This is a genomic window from Streptomyces sp. GESEQ-35, assembly GCF_017948485.1.
Classification (GTDB): Bacteria; Actinomycetota; Actinomycetes; order Streptomycetales; family Streptomycetaceae; genus Streptomyces.
Window position 1 is genome coordinate 17,811 of the sequence record NZ_JAFFSX010000019.1, and the last position, 21,413, is coordinate 39,223.

At 69.3% G+C, this 21,413-nt stretch carries 21 protein-coding genes; 12 read left to right on the forward strand and 9 right to left on the reverse strand.

Features of this window, described 5'->3' with window-relative positions:
- Positions 1–2: 2 nt before the first annotated feature.
- A complete protein-coding gene (locus KCH87_RS30595; RefSeq protein WP_210589717.1) occupies positions 3–1,469 on the reverse strand; it encodes an exopolysaccharide biosynthesis polyprenyl glycosylphosphotransferase in 1,467 nt (488 codons plus the stop codon).
- On the reverse strand, positions 1,466–2,683 hold the full coding sequence (locus tag KCH87_RS30600; RefSeq protein WP_210589720.1) for a glycosyltransferase: 1,218 nt from the start codon (positions 2,681–2,683) through the stop codon (positions 1,466–1,468). Before KCH87_RS30600 ends, KCH87_RS30595 begins: the two co-directional genes overlap by 4 nt.
- Before the next feature lie 634 nt (positions 2,684–3,317).
- Between KCH87_RS30600 and KCH87_RS30605 the strand changes: the two genes are divergently transcribed.
- Positions 3,318–3,626, forward strand: coding sequence for a hypothetical protein (locus KCH87_RS30605; protein WP_210589723.1), 309 nt, complete (start codon positions 3,318–3,320; stop codon positions 3,624–3,626).
- 323 nt (positions 3,627–3,949) lie between these two features.
- On the opposite strand, the gene KCH87_RS30610 is transcribed toward KCH87_RS30605, so the two are convergent.
- The 4 genes from KCH87_RS30610 to KCH87_RS30625 all read right to left on the reverse strand — a co-directional run bounded on the left by KCH87_RS30610 (position 3,950) and on the right by KCH87_RS30625 (position 5,841).
- Positions 3,950–4,270, reverse strand: a complete 321-nt coding sequence (locus KCH87_RS30610) for a hypothetical protein (RefSeq protein ID WP_210589725.1) — start codon at positions 4,268–4,270, stop codon at positions 3,950–3,952.
- Between the two features lie 60 nt (positions 4,271–4,330).
- On the reverse strand, positions 4,331–4,648 hold the full coding sequence (locus KCH87_RS30615; RefSeq protein ID WP_210589727.1) for a hypothetical protein: 318 nt from the start codon (positions 4,646–4,648) through the stop codon (positions 4,331–4,333).
- Between the two features lie 62 nt (positions 4,649–4,710).
- Positions 4,711–5,058: a hypothetical protein gene (locus tag KCH87_RS30620; RefSeq protein ID WP_210589730.1), complete on the reverse strand. Its 348-nt coding sequence runs from the start codon at positions 5,056–5,058 to the stop codon at positions 4,711–4,713.
- Positions 5,059–5,451: 393 nt separating this feature from the next.
- Positions 5,452–5,841, reverse strand: a complete 390-nt coding sequence (locus KCH87_RS30625; RefSeq protein ID WP_247197075.1) for a hypothetical protein — start codon at positions 5,839–5,841, stop codon at positions 5,452–5,454.
- A 240-nt stretch (positions 5,842–6,081) separates the two neighbouring features.
- Here KCH87_RS30625 and KCH87_RS30630 point away from each other — a divergent pair, with 240 nt between their 5' ends.
- From KCH87_RS30630 to KCH87_RS30645, 4 genes are all read left to right on the forward strand, one after another.
- The gene (locus KCH87_RS30630) at positions 6,082–6,771 is read left to right on the forward strand and encodes a family 16 glycosylhydrolase (RefSeq protein ID WP_210589733.1); all 690 of its coding nucleotides are present in this window, start codon (positions 6,082–6,084) and stop codon (positions 6,769–6,771) included.
- A 100-nt stretch (positions 6,772–6,871) separates the two neighbouring features.
- The gene (locus KCH87_RS30635; protein ID WP_210589736.1) at positions 6,872–7,372 is read left to right on the forward strand and encodes a tyrosinase family oxidase copper chaperone; all 501 of its coding nucleotides are present in this window, start codon (positions 6,872–6,874) and stop codon (positions 7,370–7,372) included.
- On the forward strand, positions 7,356–8,216 hold the full coding sequence (locus KCH87_RS30640) for a tyrosinase family protein (RefSeq protein ID WP_210589739.1): 861 nt from the start codon (positions 7,356–7,358) through the stop codon (positions 8,214–8,216). The genes KCH87_RS30635 and KCH87_RS30640 overlap by 17 nt, the downstream gene beginning before the upstream one ends.
- A 45-nt stretch (positions 8,217–8,261) precedes the next feature.
- On the forward strand, positions 8,262–8,846 hold the full coding sequence (locus KCH87_RS30645) for a DUF2087 domain-containing protein (protein ID WP_210589740.1): 585 nt from the start codon (positions 8,262–8,264) through the stop codon (positions 8,844–8,846).
- A 9-nt stretch (positions 8,847–8,855) separates the two neighbouring features.
- On the opposite strand, the gene KCH87_RS30650 is transcribed toward KCH87_RS30645, so the two are convergent.
- A complete protein-coding gene (locus KCH87_RS30650; RefSeq protein WP_210589743.1) occupies positions 8,856–9,815 on the reverse strand; it encodes a D-2-hydroxyacid dehydrogenase family protein in 960 nt (319 codons plus the stop codon).
- 434 nt (positions 9,816–10,249) lie between these two features.
- On the opposite strand from KCH87_RS30650, the gene KCH87_RS30655 reads away from it, so the two are divergent.
- Complete coding sequence (locus tag KCH87_RS30655) at positions 10,250–10,768, forward strand: DUF2637 domain-containing protein (RefSeq protein ID WP_374199061.1); 519 nt, start codon at positions 10,250–10,252, stop codon at positions 10,766–10,768.
- 207 nt (positions 10,769–10,975) lie between these two features.
- On the opposite strand, the gene KCH87_RS30660 is transcribed toward KCH87_RS30655, so the two are convergent.
- Together KCH87_RS30660 and KCH87_RS30665 are read right to left on the reverse strand one after the other, a co-directional pair.
- A complete protein-coding gene (locus tag KCH87_RS30660) occupies positions 10,976–12,751 on the reverse strand; it encodes a recombinase family protein (protein WP_210589748.1) in 1,776 nt (591 codons plus the stop codon).
- A gap of 1,610 nt (positions 12,752–14,361) precedes the next feature.
- Positions 14,362–14,583 carry a hypothetical protein gene (locus tag KCH87_RS30665; protein ID WP_210589750.1) on the reverse strand — a complete coding sequence of 74 codons (222 nt, stop codon included), beginning with the start codon at positions 14,581–14,583 and terminating at the stop codon, positions 14,362–14,364.
- A gap of 913 nt (positions 14,584–15,496) precedes the next feature.
- Here KCH87_RS30665 and KCH87_RS30670 point away from each other — a divergent pair.
- From KCH87_RS30670 to KCH87_RS30695, 6 genes are all read left to right on the forward strand, one after another.
- Positions 15,497–15,637 (forward strand): hypothetical protein, encoded by a 141-nt coding sequence (locus tag KCH87_RS30670; protein WP_210589752.1) that lies wholly within the window; start codon positions 15,497–15,499, stop codon positions 15,635–15,637.
- A gap of 3 nt (positions 15,638–15,640) precedes the next feature.
- Positions 15,641–17,185 (forward strand): HAMP domain-containing sensor histidine kinase, encoded by a 1,545-nt coding sequence (locus tag KCH87_RS30675; RefSeq protein WP_210589754.1) that lies wholly within the window; start codon positions 15,641–15,643, stop codon positions 17,183–17,185.
- Positions 17,088–17,747, forward strand: coding sequence for a response regulator transcription factor (locus KCH87_RS30680; protein ID WP_210589756.1), 660 nt, complete (start codon positions 17,088–17,090; stop codon positions 17,745–17,747). The genes KCH87_RS30675 and KCH87_RS30680 overlap by 98 nt, the downstream gene beginning before the upstream one ends.
- A gap of 131 nt (positions 17,748–17,878) precedes the next feature.
- Entirely contained in the window at positions 17,879–18,481 is a 603-nt protein-coding gene (locus tag KCH87_RS30685; protein WP_210589758.1) for a carbonic anhydrase, read from the forward strand.
- A gap of 60 nt (positions 18,482–18,541) precedes the next feature.
- Positions 18,542–20,551 carry a SulP family inorganic anion transporter gene (locus KCH87_RS30690; protein ID WP_210589759.1) on the forward strand — a complete coding sequence of 670 codons (2,010 nt, stop codon included), beginning with the start codon at positions 18,542–18,544 and terminating at the stop codon, positions 20,549–20,551.
- Between the two features lie 189 nt (positions 20,552–20,740).
- A complete protein-coding gene (locus KCH87_RS30695) occupies positions 20,741–21,250 on the forward strand; it encodes a hypothetical protein (RefSeq protein ID WP_210589760.1) in 510 nt (169 codons plus the stop codon).
- Positions 21,251–21,413: the final 163 nt, after the last annotated feature.

Below are 21,413 nucleotides of genomic sequence, written 5' to 3' on the forward strand. Positions count from 1 at the left end.
GCTCAGCTCCCCGTCGGCCGTACGAACTGTGCCGCCGTGCGCACCAGGATGCAGACGTCCTGCCACAGCGACCAGTTGTCGATATAGGCGTTGTCGTAGCGGCACCGGTCCTCGATCGAGGTGTCACCGCGCAGCCCGTGGATCTGGGCGAGTCCGGTGATCCCGGTCCGCATCCGGTGGCGCGCCGGGTAGCCCGGATGGGCCTGGCTGAACTTGGCGACGAAGTAGGGCCGTTCGGGTCTGGGCCCGACCAGGCTCATGTCGCCGCGGAAGACGTTCCACAGTTGCAGCAGCTCGTCCAGCGAGGTGCGGCGCAGGAACTGGCAGAAGCGGCTCATCGCCTGCTCGTCCGCCACGCTCCAGCGGGTCGCGGCCTCGTGCGCGCTGGCGGGCCGGTGGGTGCGGAACTTCAGCATCGTGAACGGCCGCCCGTCCCTGCCGATCCGCTCCTGCCGGAACACCACGCCGGGCCCGTCCATGACCCGCAGCACGAGCGCGCACACCAGCAGAACCGGGCCGGCCAGCACCAGCAGCAAGCCCGAGAGCGCCACGTCGAGCACCCGCTTGCCCACGCTGCCGGGCCGCCGTGCGCCCGCCGGACACAGCAACCTGCGCGAGAAACCCGCCAGCTGTCCCGTCCCCTTGCGCCAACCGACAGGGCCGTACGACGGAGGGTCCGCGTCCAGTTCCCACAGCACGCATCCGTACGCGGCAAGACCGCGCAGCAGAGCCGCCTTCTCCACCCGGGTGCCGGCCCCCACGACGAGCACCGTCTCCACACCGTTCTCGAAGATCGCCCGATGCGCGTCCTGACCCGTGGTCAGCACCGGCAGCCCCGACTCGTCGTCGGCGTCGCCGAGGACTTCCAGGCTGTCGGCGACGAGCCCCACCGGCCGCACCCCGCAGCCCGGTTGGCGCAGCAACGCGGCCGCGACCCGCCGGACCGCCACGACCGGACCGACCACCAGAGCGGGACAGGGCCTGCGCCGCAGCGCCCGGCGCCGGCGCCCGTGCACCGCCGCACGGCCCGTGCACGCCGCCGCGCAGTGCACGGCGACAGCGATGACCAGCACGGTCAACGGGAGAGACCGCAGCGGTGAGAGCGCCGCGACAGCGGCCCAGCCGACGGTGATCCGTGCGCAGACGGCGGGGAGTTCGTCGAGTACGCCGGGGACGACCGAGGTGTCGTACAACAAGGCCCGTCGGTTCAGACCGATCACTCCGAGGGCCAGCAGCGCGATGACCAACGGGTATCCGTGAGCCGCGGGCACGACGAGGGCGCCCAGCAGGGCGGCGGCGCCGTCGACGAGCCACAGGGGCGCCGGGGAGATCCGCCGCGGACGACGGGATCCCCGCCCGGCGGGCGACCGGCGCCCGGCGGCGCGGCCGCGCGGGGAGAGAACGGAGACGGCGCCCTCTGCCTCCCGCTGCCGCCCCGCGGGCGGGGTAACGGTGCTTTCCGCGGTCATGTGGCGATGCACTTCCTGGCCTCGGTGGATACAACCGGCGTGATAGCGGCGCCGAGCAGTTCGCGGTACACGCCGGTCACTGCCTCCGTGGCGTCGCGCAGGTCGTGGGCGACGCGCACGTGCGCGAGGCCCTGCGCGGCCAGCGCGGTGCGCAGCAGGTCGTCCCGGAGCAGCGTCGTCAGCGCCCGTGCCAGCGCGCCGGGGTCCTCCGGCGGCACCAGGCAGGACGGCAGATGGCCGGGCGGCAGGCTCTCGCGCGCCCCGTCCACGTTGGTGACGACGACCGGCCGGGCGCACGCCATGGCCTCCAGCGGGGCCAGCGCCATGCCCTCCCAGCGGGACGGCAGGACCACGACGTCGGCGGCCCGGTACCAGGCGGCGATGTCGGATCTCGCGCCGGCGAACTCCACCGACGCGGGCGCACCGGCGCGCAGCCGGTCCGCGTCCGGGCCGTCGCCGACCAGCACCAGTCGCGCGCCGGCCACCCGCCGCACCACCTCGGGCCAGGCCTGAAGGAGCACGTCCTGCCCCTTCTGCCGGCACAGCCGGCCCACGCACACGACGAGCGGACCGTCCCCCACTCTCGGCTTCGCTCGAGCGGGGGCACCCCCATCGGACCGCGCGCGGTCTCCCTCCGGCCGGAACCTGTGAGTGTCGACACCGTTGGGGACCACCCGCCACCGGGCGGTGATTCCGCATCGCTCCCCGGTACGCCGTTCCGCCTCGCTCACGCACACCACACGCGTCGCCCACCGCGCCCCGAACCGCTCCCAGCCCAGCGCCAGCCGCGCGACGACTCCGTCCGCGGCCTCGAACGACCAGGCGTGCGGCTGAAAGACGGTCGGAAGGCGGCCGTGCACCGCGAGCCGGGCCGCGAGCCCCGCCTTCGCGCTGTGCGCGTGCACCAGGTCCGGCCGCACATCGCGCACGAGCCGCGCCAACCGCCGTACCTCGGCCGGGAGCCGGTGCCCCGGTGAGCGGGTCGCGTCCCAGCGGAGCACCGTGCAGCCCAGCGCGCGCAGGGCGTCCGTCAGCGTGCCGCCCTCCGGACAGGCCGCGGTCACCCGCAGCCCCACGGCGAGCTGCGCCGCCACCAGGTCCGTCACGACCCGCGCGACACCGCCCTCGACGGGCTGAGTGACATGCAGAATGCGCGCCGCGCGCGCGGCGGAGGGCCTCGCACGGCACGGGGCGGGACCCGGGGAGATATCCATGACCGAGGCCGCCCTTCCGAGGTAAATCGTCCGAACCAGCAACGGATATGCGGCTCGCGTTCTCGATATGAAATCCCGCACCTGTTCGAGAGGGTTCGGTTCTGTGGTTCAACAGGCTTCGTTGGATTCAGGGGTTGAGCAGCACCAGGCGCATAGCCATATTTATCGCCGAATCGGTCATCCGTGTTGGAACGGCGACGCTTTCCGAGTTGTTTCTCGCGCTGGACCACCCATTCGGAGTCGCCGTGCGGGGTGTTCCCGGGCCGCCACTCGATCGGTTGCGGCCCCGGCATGCCGACTTAACGGTGATCACACGATCCGAAATTCGCCAGAGGGGAACGCCGACGCCGACTCGGACTGATCTCCGTCGGCCGCCCCCGCCAAGGCCCCCGGTCCGGCTCGGCCGACAAGGTGGAACCCGCGGCCCTGCCCGGCCTGCCGCCCTTCTGACACCGGGAGGCGCAACGGGTCTTTTCGTATGAGTTCCTGGAACTTGTCGGCGGCAGAGTTTCCAGGCAGGGCCACTCTCGTTAGCCCGGGAGAACTGAGACCGAGTCACTCGCGATGCCCGAAGAATGAAAACCCCTCTGCCGGCCGCGAGTTACGGAAGATGATTTGCCAAGAAAGGCGCACGATGAAGAACTTGAAGGCCGCTGCCGTGGTCGTCGGCTCCCTTGCCATCGCCGGCGGCGCCGTACCCGCCGCCGCGGCGGTGGACATGCCGTCGCAGGGCCTCGTCGAGAACGGAAAGACGGTCGCGCGCAGCCTCCCCTCAGCCGCCAAGGTGCCGACGGGCTTCGTGGGCAACAACGTCAAGCGCACGGCGGACGACATGAAGGACCGTGTGAAGGGGCAGGGAATCGTGAAGACCCCTGTCTTCGGCGCCGCCCTGCCGAACCCCGTCGACGGGCAGCTGCTCGGCGGACTTCCGGTCGGCAAGTAGGCGATCAAGCAGGCGTTTCCCTCCTCGCCGCTCCGACCGGGTCGGCTCCGCACCTCGGAGCCGGCCCTTCGGCATGTACGGGGGAATCCAATTGCCCTGTGCCCCACTGGGCCAAACGAACGAATCAGGGTGACCACGGCCTGCACAGCTCCGTTGGCCTTATCGAATGGGCGCTCTTTCCTCCTTGTTGGCGCTCTCTCATGATCGTGGGCCCTGACTGCGCTTTGACGCGGACAGGGCCCACGGGCTTTCCGCGGAACTCACAGAAAAGCCGATGGCGGTCCGCCGGGTTTCCGGCGGACCGCCATCGGGCGAAGCACTGCTCAGAACAGCAGTCCACCGACGTACGGGGCCTGCTGCGACTGGTCGATCTTGTCCGTGTTGCAGGAGGCGTAGTGCGAGTTCGGCGCGACGACACCGCCGAGGACGGCTCCGTTGGACCACGGGGCGAGGCAGCGAGCGTCGAGCACGGAGCCGTTGACGACGGCAATGCCCTGCTGGGGTTCGTTCACGACGACCGGGGACGCCGAGAAACCGCTACCGCCCTTGACGGTGGTGGTGTCGCCGTCGGCCGCCGCGGCACCGCCGGTCGCCAGGACGATGCCTGCGGCGATGGCGGAAATGGCCGTAACCTTGTTACGCATGAGTTGAGCCTTTCCGGGCTGCGTTTGGGTTTACCTGCTCCGAATTGCTCGGAGCAGGAGTCAGAACAGCAGGCCGCCCTTGTAGGGGGCGTTCTGCGACTGGTCGATCTTGGCCGTGTTGCAGGAGGCGTAGTGCGAGTTCGGCGCGGCGACGCCGGCCAGCACGGCTCCGTTGGACCACGGCACGGCACAGCGGAGGTCGACGACCGTGCCGTTGACGACGGCTACGCCTTGCTGAGGGGCGTTGACGACGACCGGGGACGACGAGAAGCCGCTACCGCCGGTGACGTCCGTGCAGTCGCAGGCCGCGGCGGTGCCGCCGGCCGCGAGCGCGAGACCTGCTGCCAGGGCGGAAATGGCCGTAACCTTCTTACGCATGAATTGCGCCTTTCCGGGCTGCGTTTGGGGGTTCACCTGCTCCGTACTGCTCGGAACGGAGATCAGAACAGCAGGCCACCCTTGTAAGGGGCGTTCTGCGACTGGTCGACCTTGTCCGTGTTGCAGCTGGCGTAGTGCGAGTTCGTTGCGACGACGCCGCCGAGGACGGATCCGTTGGACCACGGGGCCAGGCAGCGACCGTCGACGAGGGTGCCGTTGACGACCAGAACGCCCTGCTGAGGGGCGTTCACGACGACCGGGGACGACGAGAAGCCGCCACCGCCCTTGACGGTGGTGCTGTTGCCGCTGCCGCCGCCGCTGACGCTGCCGCCGTCGGCCAGGGCAGTGCCGGCGGTGCCGACGACGGTGCTGAGGGCGAGGGCCGTGATGACCGCGAACTTCTTGGACAACTCGATTCCTTCCTGAATTCACGGTTGCGCACGCTTACGTACCAGGAAACCCCTATAAGCGCGCATAAGTCACGGTGAGATCATTCAAACACGGGCAGATTCCATCGGATGGCGCAATGCGGTGTGCCCGCAGGGGATCCGAATTTGGAATCCACGCGATGTTCCAAGAAATGCCTGGTTCGTGGCGCCGTATGGACGGCGACGTGCGTCCGGCCCACCGGCAGGGTGAGGGCCGGTGGGCCGGACGGGTGCTTCGCGGGGCCGATGGGCTTGCGGACCCGCCGTGTGCGGAGGTGGAGCTGCGGGTCCGGAGCCGGCGTCTGGGTCTGGTCGGTCTCCGGCTGCCGAGAACCGGATCAGAGTCTCAGAATTCCGGGCCCGGTTGCCGGCTCGTCACTTGGGGAGCAAGGTGCCGAGCCCGGCGGAGGTCGGCGCCTGCAACGGGTGGACCTGGACGGATCCCTTTCCGGCCGGGTTCTTCACCGGAATCGTGGGCTTTTTGTTGGCGCTCGGGTCCATTCCGTCCAGGTAAATGCCGGACATTCCCCCCGAAGCGTTCTCGTCGAACGCGCTGCCCTTTCCGATCTGACCTTCGCGGGCCAGCCGCGTCACGGTGTCGGCCGCCGGCACGACCGCCGGAGTCACCTTGGTCGGGGACATGAGACCACCCAGGGGGCTCGTGTTGATCCCCGTTCCCCCGGTGGCCGACGCCGCGACGGCGGAGCCGCCCACAAGACCCGCACCGATGGCCAACGCCGCAGTGGTGAAAACTGCCTTCTTCATGATTCACCTCGCGTGAAAGTTACCTCTGATCCGACGGTTGGAGAACATAGCAGTCCATGAGCTCTGCAAAAGCGACGCGTTACTCCATACGCATGAAAGCCGCAGGAGTGAAGAATGCAATACGCGGAGCGCTGCGAATTGATTGGCATCTGGTCGGCGAATCAATTGATCGTATAGTGCGTCCGACTCGGTTCGACTGCACAGACGAACCGAAAGCGGATTTCGCCTACCCTCGCCGTCATGACCACCGGCACGTCGCTCATCTGGTCGGAAGAGTTCAACACCCCGATCGCCTGGGGCTCCAAATGGGTCGGCGACAGAACGAGCGCCTACCGCTACGGCGATCACAACCCGGACGACAACAAGCTCGACTGGCTCACCCCCAACCGTGTGATCGTCTCGGACGGCGTGGCCACCTTCACCGCCACACCGGTCGGCCACGCCCTGGAGAACGGCCGCCAGGCCTGGCACACCGGCCTCCTCACCACCGAGTACTCCTGCGAGGGTTTCCAGGTGAGGACCGGCGACTACATCGAGACCCGCGTGAGACTGCCCTCCGGGACCGGGGCCTGGCCGGCGCTGTGGACCTGGAAGGACGGCGAGAACGAGATCGACGTCTTCGAATACCACCCGGACAACCCGAACCTGCTGGAGCTGTCCAACCACGTCAACTGTGCGTCGACGTACCACACCGACGTCGACGCGGTGGCCCCGGAGAAGTGGGTGACCATCGGTACCCGCTGCGGCGCGGATTCCGTCGAGTGGTACGTCAATGGCGAACGGGTCTGCTCCGACGGCACCGGCGTCGGCCCCGACTGGTCGGCATACCTGATCCTGAACCTGTCGCTGAGCGCCGGCCAGTACCACCCGGCCCCTTCCGGCGCGGTTCCGATCACCTTCGACGCCGACTATCTGCGCGTCTACCGCTGACCGACGGGGGCGACACCGCCGTATGGCCGCGTCGGTGGTGACTGTGGGGTGCCTTGCGCGGTTGCTCGTACAGACAGCCGAACCGTGCGAGGAGTGAGCGATGACCGTCAGCGCCGGCGGGGTATCGGTGGGTGCGGAACAGGGGGCGGGCACCCCGGTGAGCGGCGAGCCGGGGAGGCGGACGCGGCGGGAGGTGGCGCGCGGGCTGCTCGCCGCGTCCGCCGCCGTGGCGCTCGCCCCGGTCGTCGCGGCCTCCCGGCCCTTGCGGCCCGCGGACGGACCGGTGGCCACCGACACCGCCTTCGACGAGACGTACCACGGCCGCCGTATCCAGGGTTTTCTCGTTCCCCTCGGGGGTCTCGGCGCCTTCGACGTCGAATGGCACGTCACCGTGGACGGCCACCCGCTGCACCTGATGCGCCGTGCCGACGGCACCTGGCTGAGCATGCTCGACCACTACAGCTGGTACCGGAACCCGCTGGAGGCGACCCGTGCGGCCGTCGACGAACTCGGGCCCCGCGGGCGGCTGCGCGTCCTGGCCCCCGGGCCGTTCGGCGGCGGACATCCGCACAAGGGGGCAGGGCATGACGTACGTGCGTAAGGACGCGAGCAAGCTGACGCGCACCGAGCGGCGGCGGTTCGTCGAGGCGCTGCTGGAGGTCAAACGGCGTGGTGAGTACGACGAGTTCGTACGGCTGCACATCGCGCACTTCGTCGGGGACGGCGACCGTGGCCTGCGCGCCGCCCATATGACGCCCTCCTTCCTGCCCTGGCACCGCCGGTTCCTGCTGGACCTGGAGCGCGCTCTGCGCCGCGTCGACTCCTCGGTGACGGTGCCGTACTGGGACTGGACCCGGGACCGTACGGCCACCTCGGTGCCGTGGACCGACGAACTGCTCGGCGGCAACGGGCGGCCCGGCGACCGGCAGGTGATGACCGGGCCGTTCGCCCATGCGGCGGGCAAATGGACCATCAGGGTGGGTGTCACCGACGGCGAGTTCCTCATCCGGGACCTGGGCCGCTCGCGGAGTCCGATCGACCTGCCCACCAGGGACGATCTGAACCGGGCACTGGACGACCCCGTCTACGACGTCCCCCCGTGGGACTCGACGGTCACCCAGGGCTTCCGCAACAAGCTGGAGGGATGGGGCAGCGGCAGCGGCTCATGGCGCAACCACAACCGGGTGCATCGCTGGGTCGGGGGTGCCATGCTCACCGGCGCGTCCGTCAACGACCCCGTCTTCTGGCTGGTCCACGCCTTCGTGGACCTCCAGTGGTACCGCTGGCAGCGGCGCTACCGCGGCCACCGCTATCTGCCGGCGCAGCCGCCCGGCCCCGGCAGCGCCCAGTACGGCCGGATCGTCGCCCGGCACCAGAGGCTGCCGCCGTGGCACGTGACTCCGGACCAGCTGGAGGACATGTCCACGGTCTACCGGTACGCCTAGCAAAAATCGCTCGGCCCTGCGACGGACGTCCATTAGCCTCCGGGCATGGCAACCGATCCGACGGAACAACTGGTCCGACTGTTCGCCGAGGAGAGCCGGGTGCGCGCCTTCGCCGCCGTGGCCTTGGGCGCGGGGAACGCCGAGCAGGTCGCCCGGGCGGCGGGGCTGTCCCCGAGGGAGACGGCCGTGGCGCTGCGGCGGCTGCGGGAGCAGGGCGTGGTGACGGCGGGGGACGACGCCGAACTGGGCGTCGCGTACGGCCTGTTCAAGGAGTACGTGCGGGCGGCGGCGCAGCGGGACTCCGAGGAGGTCGAAAGCCCTGCCTCCGGGGACGAGCGGGCCGACATGATCCTGCGGACCTTCGTACGGGACGGGCGGCTGGTCCGGCTTCCCGCGCAGTGGACCCGCAAGAAGCTGGTGCTGCGGCACATCGCCGAGCGGACCTTCGAGCCGGGCGTCGAGTACCCGGAACGAACCGTCAACGAGAAGCTGCGCGCCTGGTGTGAGGACAGCGACGACATCGACCATGTGACGCTCCGGCGCCATCTGGTGGACCTGCACCAGCTGCACCGGAGCGAAGGGGTCTATCGGCGGCCGGCCGGGTATGCCGAGGCCGCCGACATCGCCTGACCGCCGGCTTCAGGGCAGCCGTCGTAGCGGTGAACCCGCCAGATACGCCTGGATGTTCTCGACCGCCTGGCCGTAGTACGTCGCGTAGTTGGCCTGCGAGACATAGCCCAGGTGGGGTGTGGCGAGGAGGCGGGGGGCTGTGCGCATCGGGTGGTCGGCGGGGAGCGGCTCGATGTCGAAGACATCGACTCCGGCGCCCGCGATGCGGCCCTCGTGCAGGGCGGTGAGCAGGGCGTCCTGGTCGACGATCGCCGCGCGTGAGGTGTTGACCAGATACGCCGTCGGCTTGAGCAGGGCGACTTCGGCGGGGCCGAGGAGGCCGCGAGTGCGGTCGCTCAGGGCGAGGTGGACGGAGACGAAGTCGCTGTCGGTGAGCAGCTCCTCCTTGGACGCGGCCAGGTGGACGCCGAACTCTTCGGCGCGGTCCTTGGTGAGGTTCTGGCTCCAGGCGCTGACGTGCATGCCGAAGGCGAGGCCGATCCGTGCCACGCGGCTGCCGATCTTTCCGAGGCCGAGGAGCCCGAGGCGGCGGCCGTGCAGGTCGGCGCCGACCGTGGACTGCCAGGGGCCGCCGGAGCGCAGGGCGCTGGTCTCCTCCGCGATGCCGCGGGCGAGGCCGAGCAGCAGGGCCCAGGTCAGTTCGACGGGCGGGGTGGAGGAGCTGGCGGTGCCGCACACGGTGACGCCGTTCGCCTCGGCGGCCGCGTAGTCGATGACGGTGTTGCGCATGCCGGAGGCGACGATCAGTTTCAGCCGGGGCAGTCGGTCGACCAGCGAGGCCGGGAAAGGTACGCGTTCGCGCAGGGTGACCGCGATGTCGAAGTCGGTGAGGGCCTCGGCGAGGGCGTCCTCGTCGGGGAAGTGGGAGTCGAAGCAGACGACCTCGACCTCGTCCGCGAGCGGTGACCAGTCGGCGACGTCCGTCGCCGCCCTCTGAAAGTCGTCGAGCACAGCACAGCGCAGCCGCACGGCGGCTCCTTTCCGTGGCCGGGGGACCGACCCTACGTCAACGCCAACTCGGCGGATCACGGCGGATCACGGCGGCGGCGGACCTGGCGCCGGTGCTGGTGCCGCCGGCGGCCCTCACTGGCTGAACAGCAAAAACGCCCTCCCGAAGGAGGGCGGAGACTGGGCGCCCCCGGCGGGGCGCCGACAGCATCTGTACGGTCCAACACCGGCCGTGAGCTGGTGCTTTCCGGGACGGTGGCGGTACCGCAACAGCGGAGGCGCCGTCGTCGTGGGGGTGGTTCCCGGTGAGCGCCCCGGGCGTGGCAGGGCGCGAGGAGTCTCCGGACGTTCCTGATGCATCGCCGGACGCTGTTGGCAGTGCTGTCGGGTTTGAGGCGTGGTTGCGGCGTGGCTGTGCGTTGGTGGTGGCGTCAGTGGCCGGGTACGCCTCGTACGTGCACCAGCGGGAGTTCGCGTTGCAGGGTGGTGCGGACGCCGTGAGCGCGACCTTGTGGCCGTTGTCGGTTGACGGGTTGTTGCTGTTGGCGACGGTCGGGTTGCTGACGCCGGCTCGAGGGGTGGGGCGTCGGGCGCGGAGGGTGGTGTGGCTCGCGTTCTTGCTCGGCATCGCCGTCTCATTGGCGGCGAATGTGGCGGCCGCGCCTGCGTTGGCGTGGAAGCCGATGTTGGTGGCAGGCTGGCCGCCGGTCGCGCTGTTGCTGTCGGTGGAACTGCTCGCGCACCGCTCCGGCCGTCGAGACCGGGATGAGAGTGGTCGTGGCCTGTCGGTGCCGTCCAACCCAGGGGAGCGAGACGGTGGCGTGGCCCGGGGCCGAGACAGAGCAAGCCCGCCGAGAGGAAGGCCCAGGGAACCGAGACGAGACACGTTCGGGGCGGCAAGAGGTGAACGAGAGCAGTCGAGAACCGGTAAGGGAGGACGTGCGAGAAAAGCAAGCCCAGTCGCCGCAGGGTGATCGGTCTCGGTCGGCGGGGGTGACGGCGGAGGAGGTGATGTGGGAGCACTTCCAGAGGCAGTTGGCTGCCGGGCGGGTGCCCAGTGGCGCGGAGTTGGATCGGGTGGCGGGAACGAACAACTACGGCCGGGCGGTGCTGGCCCGCTGGCGGCGTGAGGGCCGGATCCCGGGGATTGTGGATGGGGTGCGCGTGGTGGGAAGCCGCGATCACTCATGAGAACCACCTGAGTTCGTGGGTGGTCCCGGTTGACGGGGCGGCTGGTGGTGGTCCGGCAGGGTGATGTGGAAGGCGACGGGATCGCTGTCGGAGTGTAGGCGGATGGTGAGTTGGGTGGTTTCGAACAGGCGCCGCAGCAGCTCCTCGGGCGCGTCCGCGAGGTGACGCGCGAGGTAGGGCAGGGCGTCGAGGAGTTCGGGCATGGTGCCGACCGCTTCGGTGGGGGCGGTCGTGGTGAGGTTGTGGAGCGTGGCGAGTGTGCTGGTGCGCTCGGCTTCGAGGTCGTTGTAGACGTGGCGGAGGGCAGTGGCGTAGGGGTCGTCGGCGGGGCAGTTCTGCGCCTGCTGCAGGAGGTTGTGCTGGCGGCGGGTGTAGTCGTTCAGCAGGTGGTGCAGTTGGTCCCGCTCGGCCTGCTGCGCCGAGCTGCGGTGCTGGGCGCGTTCGAGCTCAGCGGCCAGTCGTTCCGGCTGGTTGGGGCGGAGGACATGATCGGTGTAGAACGCGGCCAATGCGTCCAATAGGAGGTCCTCGCGGATGTACGTGGTCTTGGGGTGGCCGGCGTAGGCGTCGGGGCGGCCGCGGTTATTGGCCTCGGGCTGGCAGCAGTAGTAGGTGATGCCCTTGCGGTGCTTGCCGAACATGCGTCGGTTGCAGGCGTGCAGGAGCATGCCGCGGAGCACGTAGGTGCGGTTCGTCTGTGGATGGACGTTGATGGTGTTCCCGGCCCGGGAGCCTTGGTTGGCCTGCGGCTTCTGGGTAAGGGCGTCGTACATCCACTTGGGGATCAGCGGCTCGTGCACCGGCTGCGGTGACCACACCCACAGCGCGGGGTCGTTGTGGGCGCCACTGCGGGAGCGGCTGGCGCGCCGGTTGAAGACTTGGTAGCCGGTGTATTTGGGGTTGCGCAGCAAGTCGGCGACGGCGGATTTGCCCCACGCGCCGCGGGCCCGTGCGGCGCCACCGGGCGGGATCGGCGGCGGAAACAGCGCGGGGTCGGCGTTGAGGCGGTCGACGATCGCGGCGTAGCCGAGCCGGTCGTGGTAGCGCCAGTGGGCGATCTGGGTGACGGTGTGGGCGCGGGTGCCGTCCGGCTCCAGCCGGGACTTCGTCTGGCCCTTGGCCGCCTTGACCGGGTTGGGATGCCGGTAGCGCCTGGCCGTGTATCCGTACGGGGGTTTGCCGATGTTCCAGCCCTCCCGCACGTGCAGGCATAGCCCGCCCCAGGAAGTCTCCAAGGCATTGAAGACCTCGTACTCGGCCACCGACTGGTTGATGCGACGCTGCAGGATCTGCTGGGCCCGTCCGCCGCCGATCTTGATGGGCTCGTTCCAGGCGAACAACGGCACGCCCGCCTCTTCCAGCGTCCGCTCCACCGACAGACTCTCGAACATCCGCCGCGCCACCCGGGCGGTGCTCTCGCAGATCACCGCATCGAACCGACGCCCGGGATGCGCCGCCTCGGCCAGCAGCTCCTGGATGCCGCCGTCGCGGGGGATGGGCACTTCGAAGCGCTCCACGGTCCCGTCCTTCCCGCGCTTGTTGAGGCCGAGCCGACCGGACTCCACGTCGTAGAAGTGACACACGACCACCCATGCCTCCGGCAGCGCCGACCGGGACCGCTCGAACTGTCGGAGCAGCGACTGCCGCGGATCCTGCTGCTCCTGCGTCGAACAGCGCCCCAGCCAGGCCAGGCGCACCTCCCCGCGCAGGAGGCCGCCCGGCGGAGCGAACGGTGAAACCGCCACATCCGGCAGTCCCGCAGCCATGCCCGGGTTCATGGCCACAATCACGCTCGGCGGCCTTCCGTACACGGCACGACATCGGACGCTGTCCTTCCGGGCTGTGCAGCTTCCATCTGACTCATGCGGCGCTTCCCACCCCATTCGCCAGCGAGGGCTGGGCAGCGGTATGTCGGGCGGTGTGCGCCCAGACGAGGAGGTCGTAGAGGACGTCGGCCAACTCGGCGTGGACGCACAACGCCTCGCAGTCCGTAGTGACGTTCACAACGCCGGAGAAACGGAGGCCGCCGATGTGCCCCGACGGCTGGTACCGCCAGGATGCGGAACTCTCGTCAGGGAGGGCCTGATGGCGTTTTGGTTTGTTCTCACGCAGCGGACTTCGACTCTGCATGGCCATCACCTACAGGTCACTGGTGCGGTAGCCAGGCCAGACCCGGCGTGCAGGAAGGGAAGGCCGCGAGGCCGACCAACATCAGGCTAGGCACGGGAACCAGCTGGCGGTTCTGACGCATCGACTTCTCAATCGATCGAGTGCAGACCGGTTTAAAGAGGTGGCTTGCGTGATCGTCAGTCTCACGCTGAGCGTCGGCTCGCGCTGCTCTCTGCGGAGGAGGAATGCCTGCCCCGAGCGAACGTGGACCAGCCCGAGCGATCCGGCGACCCCAAGAACCGTGGATCAGTTTTAAAGGCGCTGCTCACGAGGGAAGGCCCGCTCCCGTGACCACAGGAAACGGAGGGAACTCGTGCAGATGAACCAAGGGTGCGGGGCGCGCTACTCACCGTCCGGGTGGAGGCGGCGCTGTCTGGGCCGGACGAACACCGAAGAACCGCACGCGCGTTGTTCGACGACATAGGCTGGGAGGTGCTGGACGCTGATGAGGCGGCGTACCCGGTGGTCCGCACGCCGGGCGGAGTTCTCCCGGATGAGGCTGTCCGGAATTCGGTCTACACCCTTGCCACACCTGTCCGGCGTGATTCTGGACGCCGACATGAGCGGTGGGCGGTCCAGGAGGTCAAGGATCTGGCGGACGATGCCCACCTGGACCTACGGCCGGTGAGCGCGCAGACGCTGCAAAGGCAGCGTCGCCAGGAACCACACTGGTTCGTCTGCGCACCGCGCACCGCGCAGCACGCACTCCAATCCGCGGAGCCGGTGGCTGTTCGATCGGGCGCGGAGCATGGGGTTCCACGACACCGGGACCGTGCTGTTCGGCTGGGTGGCGAAACCCGCCGCGAGTGAGGACAAGTGCGCGGCGGGAGGGTTCCGCTCGCCACCCTGCTTGGGAACATGTCGCCCACGCCCGCACCCGGCGAGGGTGTGCGGGCGGGCGCATGCTGGTGGCAGTTTCACACAGGGTGTGAGGCTTTGGACCCCGCCCGTCCCTCGGGGGAGGGAAACGGGCGGGGCCGAGGCACCCGGCCGTCCGTGGGAGGGGAAACTCCGGGCGGACGGGGCCGGTCTTGCAGTGACCCCGGCCATCCGCCACGGGGGAGGCGGACGGCCGAGGCCGATCAACAACGGCGGTTTCAACGGGGTCCCGGCGGCGAGGGAGCTGCCAAGCAGGCCACCGGGACCCCATTTCCCCTCCCCCACAACCCCTCCAGGCAGGCAAGGGATGAAACCGCCAGGAAGGGGCTTAAGGGATGTCGCGGACCGCGCGCCAATCCTCGTACAACTGGCGTCCGGTCTCGCAGCACACGCCGGGGATCTCGCCGACCTCACCGCACGCGTTCGCGTGGGCTAAGTAGGCGCGGTAGGCCGGCTGGACGCGCAGGAAGGTGGCACTGCCCGCGATGCGCTGTGAGTGCCCGAAGGCGCCGCTGCCGGCGTCGCGCCACTGCCACGTTAAGTCGCTCATGAGTCCCCCTCGTGAACGTCAGCCGTGCACCGGCCTGTTCACGTACCGGTAGTCTGAGGGTTCACCATATAGGGCACTGTAGGCAACCAGGGAGGTCTGTGCATGCCTTTGCGGACGAACGGCGGCGGGTACCCGGACCGTCTGGGCTGTCGTGAGACCTCTCTCACGGTGATCTCACAGATGACTCACACAAACCCCGGATGCTCTTCACGTGCGACCTCCACGGGGACGAGCAGGTGGAGGTCCACCCGATCGCCGCTCCGGACCCTGAGGTCTCGGGGGTCCTGACTGGCGATCGGCCCCGGTTTCCCCTTCAGGACCACATAGCCGGGGACCCGAGAGCCCCCTCCCGAGCACGCAGGAGGGGGCTCTTGCCTGGCCGGGGTACGAGAAGAGCCCCAGCCGTCCGCTGGGGGTGGCGTGCGGGGGATTGTGGCCAGATCTTCCTGGAGTCGGTTGGACAGTGATCTCGCATCAGGAGCGTCTTGTCTTCCTATTGCCTGTGCGCGGGGAGCTTCGGGTCCGGCCCGAGCAAGGCGCCGTTGCAGCGCGCATCCGGTCGGCGCGGGAGATGAGAATGCTCTCCTTTTCTCATCAACGCGTTCGATTGAGGCCGCAGACTGACGGGATGGCGCTTCGGAAGGTCGGTGCAGTGACCATTGGGGTGTGTGCCCTTGCGGTGGCAGGGGTGCTGGTCGGGCGTGGGTGGGCTGGTGGCGGTGATCCGCCGACGCTCGGGCCGGGAATCGTCGTGCCGGGAGGTGCCGAGTCGTTACCGGCGCCGACATCGCGACCGGCTTCTCCCACCCCCGGGCCGTCGGGACCGTCGTCCTCTCCCGTATCACCGGCTCCATCACGGCAGTCGTCTTCCGCGGCTGCTCCGCCGACAGAATCCGGCGGTGAGCCTGTCAGCATGCCGCCCCCACCCCACAGCACTGATGACACCACCTCTGCTCCCGGCACGACGACTCCCACCCCGAGCAGCAGCGGGAGCACCCCTGCGGGGAGCGACGACGGCGGCGACGACGGCGGCGGTGGTGGGGAGGACGGCTGAGTGATGCGCAGGCGCACGCTGAGCGCGCGGTCGCGCATCGTGGGATGGATGCTGCTCCTGGTCGGTGCGGCCTTGGCCGCGCCGACCTTCGGTATCACCGTGGTCTGGCAGGCTCAGCTCGATAAACAAGTGGACGAGCAGCTGCGGCGGGAGGCGGACAAGCTGCGCCGGTTCGCAAAGACCGCGCGGGAGCCGGCCACCGGCCGGCCCTTCCCTGACGCTGCTTCGCTGCTGACCGCGTTCATGACGGTCAACCTGCCGAGCCGGGACGAGACGTTCTTCAGCATCGTGGACGGCCGTGCCGACCGGCGCAGCCCGAATCAGGCGCCGACCCGGCTGGACCGCGACGAGGCGGTGATCGCGCGGCTGTCCCAAGTCCATGGCACACAGATCGGCTGGCTCGACTCCCGGGCAGGGAAGGTGCGGTACGGGGTCATACCGGTGCGCGTGACGGGCGACCGGCACGATGTACGGCTGGTGGTCGTGGAGTTCCGGGACCGCCAGCAGCGCGAGGAGCGCCGGGTCGGGAAGATGCTCCTGGTTACCGGCGGTGGCGCACTGGTCTGCGCCGGCCTGGCCAGCTGGCTGGTGGCCGGCCGGGTCCTGGCGCCGATCCGGCTGGTCCGGCAGACCGCAGAACAGATCGGTGAGTCCGACCTGACCCGGCGGCTGACGGTATCGGGCACCGACGATGTGGCGGCGCTGGCGCACACCTTCAACCACATGCTGGATCGCCTGGAGGGTGCCTTCACCACGCAGCGCCGGTTCCTCGACGAGGTGGCGCACGAATTACGCACCCCGATCACGGTCGTCCGCGGGCACCTGGAGCTGATGGACGAAGGGGAGAAAGCCCGTGCCGAGACGCAGGCTCTGCTTGTGGACGAGCTCGACCGGATGAGCCGCATCGTGGAGGACCTGCTCCTGCTGGCCAAGGCGGAACGGCCGGACTTCCTCCACTTCGGCGAGACAAACCTGACCGACCTGGTCGTGGACGTGGTCGCCAAGGCCCGTGCCCTGGGGGACCGGTACTGGAGAGTCGCGGCGGTGGCCGAGGAGACCGTGCTCGTCGACGGCCAGCGTCTCACCCAGGGGCTGATCCAGCTCGCCGCCAATGCGGTACGGCACACGCGGGACGGTGACCTCATCGAGATGGGCTCCGAGGTGCGCGAGGGCCGGGTACTGCTGTGGGTGCGGGACACCGGGTCGGGGGTCGGGCCGGAAGACCGGGAGCGTATCTTCGGGCGCTTCGCGCAGGCCGGTCGTGTCGTCTCGCGTGATCCTTCGACCACGGGCATCGGGCTCGGGCTCGCGATCGTCCGGGAGATAGCACAGGCGCACGGCGGCACGGCGTGGGTGGAGGACGCCGAGGGCGGCGGTGCCCGATTCGTGATCGACCTGCCTGCCCATTTCCCTTGGCAGAACGCTCACTTCGCTTGGCAGAGAGGACATCATGAACCGCGTACTCATAGCGGAGGACGAGGCCAGGATCGCCGCCTTCGTCGAAAGAGGCCTGCACGGCAATGGTTTCGTCACGACCGTCGTTGGTGACGGGCTGTCCGCCTACGAGCAGGCACGCGCCGGCAACTGTGACCTGATGATTCTGGATCTCGGGCTGCCGGCCTGTGACGGGTTTACCGTGCTGCGCAAGCTCCGGGAGCAACGCGTGACCCTGCCGGTGATCATCTTGACTGCTCGGGACAGCGTGTCCGATGTCGTCGCGGGCTTGGAGGGTGGCGCGGACGACTACATCTCCAAGCCCTTCGCCTTCGAAGAGTTGCTGGCCCGGGTGCGCCTGCGGCTGCGAGCGGAAGGTACGCCGGAGGCCTCGCTGCTGCGGGCCGGTGACCTCCTGCTCGATCTGCGCACCCGGCGGGCGCATGTGGGCGCGCATGTGGCGGAGCTGTCCGCGCGGGAGTTCGCCTTGGCCGAGGTGTTCCTGCGCCACCCCGACCAGGTGCTGACACGCGAGCAGTTGCTCAGCCGTGTCTGGGGGTTCGACTACGACCCAGGGTCGAACATCGTCGATGTCTACGTGCGCTACCTGCGGCGCAAGGTGGGCGCCGACCGGGTGGAGACCGTGCGTGGCGTCGGCTACCGCATGCGCACCTGATACCACTTTAAACCCCTTTGGTGCTCCCGTGAGAGCACTCTCACAACTGTCTCACTAATAGCTCACAGTGCCACCACAGGCTCTTCACACGCGACGTCCGCCGGGGATGTCCGGAGCCAGGAGAAGTGAGCATGAACGAGCTACTGGAGCGGGCACGCTCCTTTCGACATCGGATCGCTCCTGACCGGGAGGCCTTCCGGCGTTTCGCCGACGGGCAGAGCCCGACAACGCTGTTCATCAGCTGCTCTGACTCGCGGGTGGTCCCGACCCTCATCACCGCGGCCGCGCCGGGCGAACTCTTCGAGCTGCGCAATGCGGGGAACATCGTGCCGCCGTACCGGCCGGGCTATCGGTCGGGAGAAGCCGCCACCATCGAGTACGCGGTGGAAGTGCTGAAGGTCCGCGACATCGTCGTCTGCGGGCATTCGCACTGCGGCGCCGTAGGCGCCGTGGCCCGCAACGACGACCTGACTGCTCTGCCCAGCGTGGCGGACTGGGTGGCGCTCGCCCGGCCGGCGCTGGCCTCGCTGCTCGGCACTCCGCCCGAGGACCCGGCGCTGCCGGACGTCGTGCAACGGCACGTCACAGCGCAGCTGGAGACGCTGCGCGGCTATCCCCAGATCGAGCGCGGGACGGCCGAGGGCCAACTGCGCCTGCACGGCTGGTTCTACCGGGTGGACACCGCGGAACTCTGGGAGCTCGACGACACACAAGGTGCATTCGGCCAGCACTGAAACCGTGTTCCGCCCCCTGCACGCGCACCGGGTGACCGGGTGCGCGCGAAAGGATCACCTGTGTCATCTGCACGAACACGCACGGCAGGCAGCGCACGCCACGCGCGAAGGGCCCCCGGCCGGTCGGCCGGTCCCGCCGCCTCCGGCCAGTCGGCCCGCCCCGCCTCCGCCGGCACCGACATCCTCGCCTCACTCGTCGTCTTCCTGGTGGCGCTGCCGCTGTGCATCGGTGTCGCGGCCGCGTCCGGCGTCCCCGTCGCCCTCGGCATCATCTCCGGGATCATCGGCGGTCTGGTCGTCGGCTTTCTGCCCGGCAGTAACCTCCAGGTCAGCGGGCCGGCCGCCGGACTCGCCGGGCTCTGTCTGGAATTCACCACCGAGCACGGTCTGGTCATGCTCGGCCCTGTCGTCCTGGCCTCTGGTCTGATTCAGATGGGGCTCGGCGCTTTGAGAATGGGGCGCCTGTTCCAGTCCATCTCGCTCGCCGTGGTGCAGGGAATGCTGGCCGGCATTGGGCTTCCGCTGATCCTGAGCCAGAGCTACGCCCTCATGGACTCCAAGCAGCTCGGCTCGGCAGTCAAGAACATCGGGGGTTTCCCCCAGCTGATCCAGACCACCCTCGCCGATCCGCACAAGATGGCTGCCCTCTTCCTCGGTGTCCTCTCCCTCGCCATCTGTTTCCTGTGGAAGAAGGTCCCCGCCCCGCTGTCCAAGGTGCCCGCCCCGCTGATCGCGGTCATGCTCGGCTCGGTGATCGCCGCCCTGCCCGGCTTCGAGGTCAAGCGCGTGGTCGTCGGCAGCCTGCTGGACGCGGTGAACTTCGCCGGGCCGAGCGAGTTCGCCGGCCTTGCCGACCCCGCGGTGCTCACCATGGTGGTCACCTTCGCCGTCATCGCCTCCGCCGAAAGCCTCTTCAGCGCCGCTGCCGTCGACCGGATGCACGACGGGCGGCGTACGCAGTACAACGCGGAGCTGTTCTCCCAGGGCGTCGGCAACACGCTGTGCGGACTCCTGGGCTCGCTGCCCATGACCGCGGTGATCGCCCGTAGCGCCGCCAACGTTCAGGCGGGAGGCAAGACCAAGGTCTCCCGCATTCTGCACGGCGCATGGCTTGCCGCATTCGGCCTCCTGCTGCCCGGACTGCTCGGCCTCATCCCCGTGGCGGTGCTCGCCGGAATCCTCGTTCACGCCGGCTGGAAGCTCTTCGACCCCAGCGCCTTCCCGAAGATGTGGAAGACCGACCGCGGCGAGGGCATCGTGATGATCATCACGACCGTGGCCATCGTGGTCGCCAGCCTGCTCGAGGGAGTGCTGGCCGGCCTGGCCGTCGCCATCGTCCTGGTCGCCCTGCGCATGTCCCGGATCACCTTCCGCACGACCTCGGTCGACGGCACCACCTGCCTGATCATGAGCGGCAACGCGACGTTCTTGCGGCTGCCGAAGCTGATCGACGCCCTGGAGTCGGTCGCGGGTGAGCCGCGCATCCATCTGGACCTCACCGCCGTGACACACCTCGACCTCGCCTGCCGCAGCCAGGTGGAGGAATTCGCCGAACAGCAACGCAAGGCCGGCGCCGAACACGTGGAGCTACTCCTGCCGGGCACCGAACCGGAGAAGGAGACGACACAGGCGCACCGCTCCGGCCTCGAACAGGAAACACAGGCAGGACAGGAACGCCCGGAGGAGCAGACCGCACCGCTCCCCGGACCGATCCCCGCGCCGGCCCTCGGCCGGATCCCCGGACAGCGCCGCCCGGAACCGCAGCGGGTTCCTGCCGCAGGGTCCTGGCAGCACGCCTTCACAGCGGGCCTTCACTACGGGGTCCAAGCAGCCACCAACTACGCGGTGTTGGACCACGTAGTTGACAACTACGGCGCCCCGCACGCGGCCGCGGCCTACGGGAACCACGGCGCCCCAAACCACGCGGGGTACAGCCAAGGGTACGGCCACGGCAACGCAGCGATCCCGAACAACGGGTACGGCTACGGAAATCCCCCTGAGCCCGGCCACTGGACCCCCGAGGACGAGCGAGCCGCCCAACAGGCCTACTGGGAAGGAACCCAGCAATGAAGCGGCCTTGAGTATCCCTCCTCCTCACTCACGTGACGTGCGGGGCCCCGGCGCGGCTGGCCGAGCCGAGCCGAGCCTGGGCCCCGCACCCGCCTCTACGCCCCATCCCCAGTCCGGCAGCGGTGACAACAAGCAGACCTGGTGCACGGTCCCAGTGGCCGCACGAACAGGGAAGGGAGCTCAAGCCTGATGGCTCCACTTGAAATCCGGATGCCACCGGAGACATCGGCCCCCGTCAACACCCCTGCCACGGACATGAACCATCTCGCGCAGCTGGTCCGCGCTCTTCTGAGCCTCTCCGAGAAGCGGGGCCCGATCGTCCCGCTCGGCGGCACGCTGTTCGACGTAGTCCTCTTCGCTGCCGGCCCGCAGGGCGATGCCGTGGTGCGCGCACTCGACGAACTTCAGCAGCCCCATGGCTGCGGCCCCGTCATCGCGGACCCCGACTCAGCTTGGCTCTGCGCTCTGGTCCCGCCCGGCACCAGCAAGCGGTCGTGGAGCAGTCCGTACGGATGCTGCATCGGTGCCGGCCGGGTCCAGCTTCCGCCGATGCAGCGCAGAACACCGCCCGGGGCGCACTGGCTGCGGCCTACGCAGACCACGCATCTGGTGGGCCCGGTGATGCTCGCGCAGGCGCTTGGCGAGCACCGGCCGCGCCCGGTGCCGAGCGGGCCACCGGCCTTCCGTCTCTTTCTGTGACCGAAGCACCCGCGGCGCCTCGGCGCGGGCCCGGTGTGTCGGGTGCGCGACGCAGCGCGCACCCGACACACCTCGTTTGATCAGCCGTCGCGGCCGCGCAGACACCCAGGGTCGCCCGGTCAACCGAACCTGGCGCCCCCTCGCGCCCCTCGTCTCCGCAGCC

Bases quoted from the DNA above. Each gene is read 5' to 3' on its own strand.
- KCH87_RS30595 (WP_210589717.1), bottom strand. From the start codon at position 1,469: ATGACCGCGGAAAGCACCGTTACCCCGCCCGCGGGGCGGCAGCGGGAG.
- KCH87_RS30675 (WP_210589754.1), top strand. From the start codon at position 15,641: ATGCGCAGGCGCACGCTGAGCGCGCGGTCGCGCATCGTGGGATGGATG.
- KCH87_RS30695 (WP_210589760.1), top strand. From the start codon at position 20,741: ATGGCTCCACTTGAAATCCGGATGCCACCGGAGACATCGGCCCCCGTC.
- KCH87_RS30640 (WP_210589739.1), top strand. From the start codon at position 7,356: ATGACGTACGTGCGTAAGGACGCGAGCAAGCTGACGCGCACCGAGCGG.
- KCH87_RS30635 (WP_210589736.1), top strand. From the start codon at position 6,872: ATGACCGTCAGCGCCGGCGGGGTATCGGTGGGTGCGGAACAGGGGGCG.
- KCH87_RS30685 (WP_210589758.1), top strand. From the start codon at position 17,879: ATGAACGAGCTACTGGAGCGGGCACGCTCCTTTCGACATCGGATCGCT.
- KCH87_RS30645 (WP_210589740.1), top strand. From the start codon at position 8,262: ATGGCAACCGATCCGACGGAACAACTGGTCCGACTGTTCGCCGAGGAG.
- KCH87_RS30680 (WP_210589756.1), top strand. From the start codon at position 17,088: ATGAACCGCGTACTCATAGCGGAGGACGAGGCCAGGATCGCCGCCTTC.
- KCH87_RS30605 (WP_210589723.1), top strand. From the start codon at position 3,318: ATGAAGAACTTGAAGGCCGCTGCCGTGGTCGTCGGCTCCCTTGCCATC.
- KCH87_RS30610 (WP_210589725.1), bottom strand. From the start codon at position 4,270: ATGCGTAACAAGGTTACGGCCATTTCCGCCATCGCCGCAGGCATCGTC.
- KCH87_RS30625 (WP_247197075.1), bottom strand. From the start codon at position 5,841: ATGAAGAAGGCAGTTTTCACCACTGCGGCGTTGGCCATCGGTGCGGGT.
- KCH87_RS30665 (WP_210589750.1), bottom strand. From the start codon at position 14,583: ATGAGCGACTTAACGTGGCAGTGGCGCGACGCCGGCAGCGGCGCCTTC.
- KCH87_RS30630 (WP_210589733.1), top strand. From the start codon at position 6,082: ATGACCACCGGCACGTCGCTCATCTGGTCGGAAGAGTTCAACACCCCG.
- KCH87_RS30600 (WP_210589720.1), bottom strand. From the start codon at position 2,683: ATGGATATCTCCCCGGGTCCCGCCCCGTGCCGTGCGAGGCCCTCCGCC.
- KCH87_RS30615 (WP_210589727.1), bottom strand. From the start codon at position 4,648: ATGCGTAAGAAGGTTACGGCCATTTCCGCCCTGGCAGCAGGTCTCGCG.
- KCH87_RS30660 (WP_210589748.1), bottom strand. From the start codon at position 12,751: ATGGCTGCGGGACTGCCGGATGTGGCGGTTTCACCGTTCGCTCCGCCG.
- KCH87_RS30670 (WP_210589752.1), top strand. From the start codon at position 15,497: ATGCCGCCCCCACCCCACAGCACTGATGACACCACCTCTGCTCCCGGC.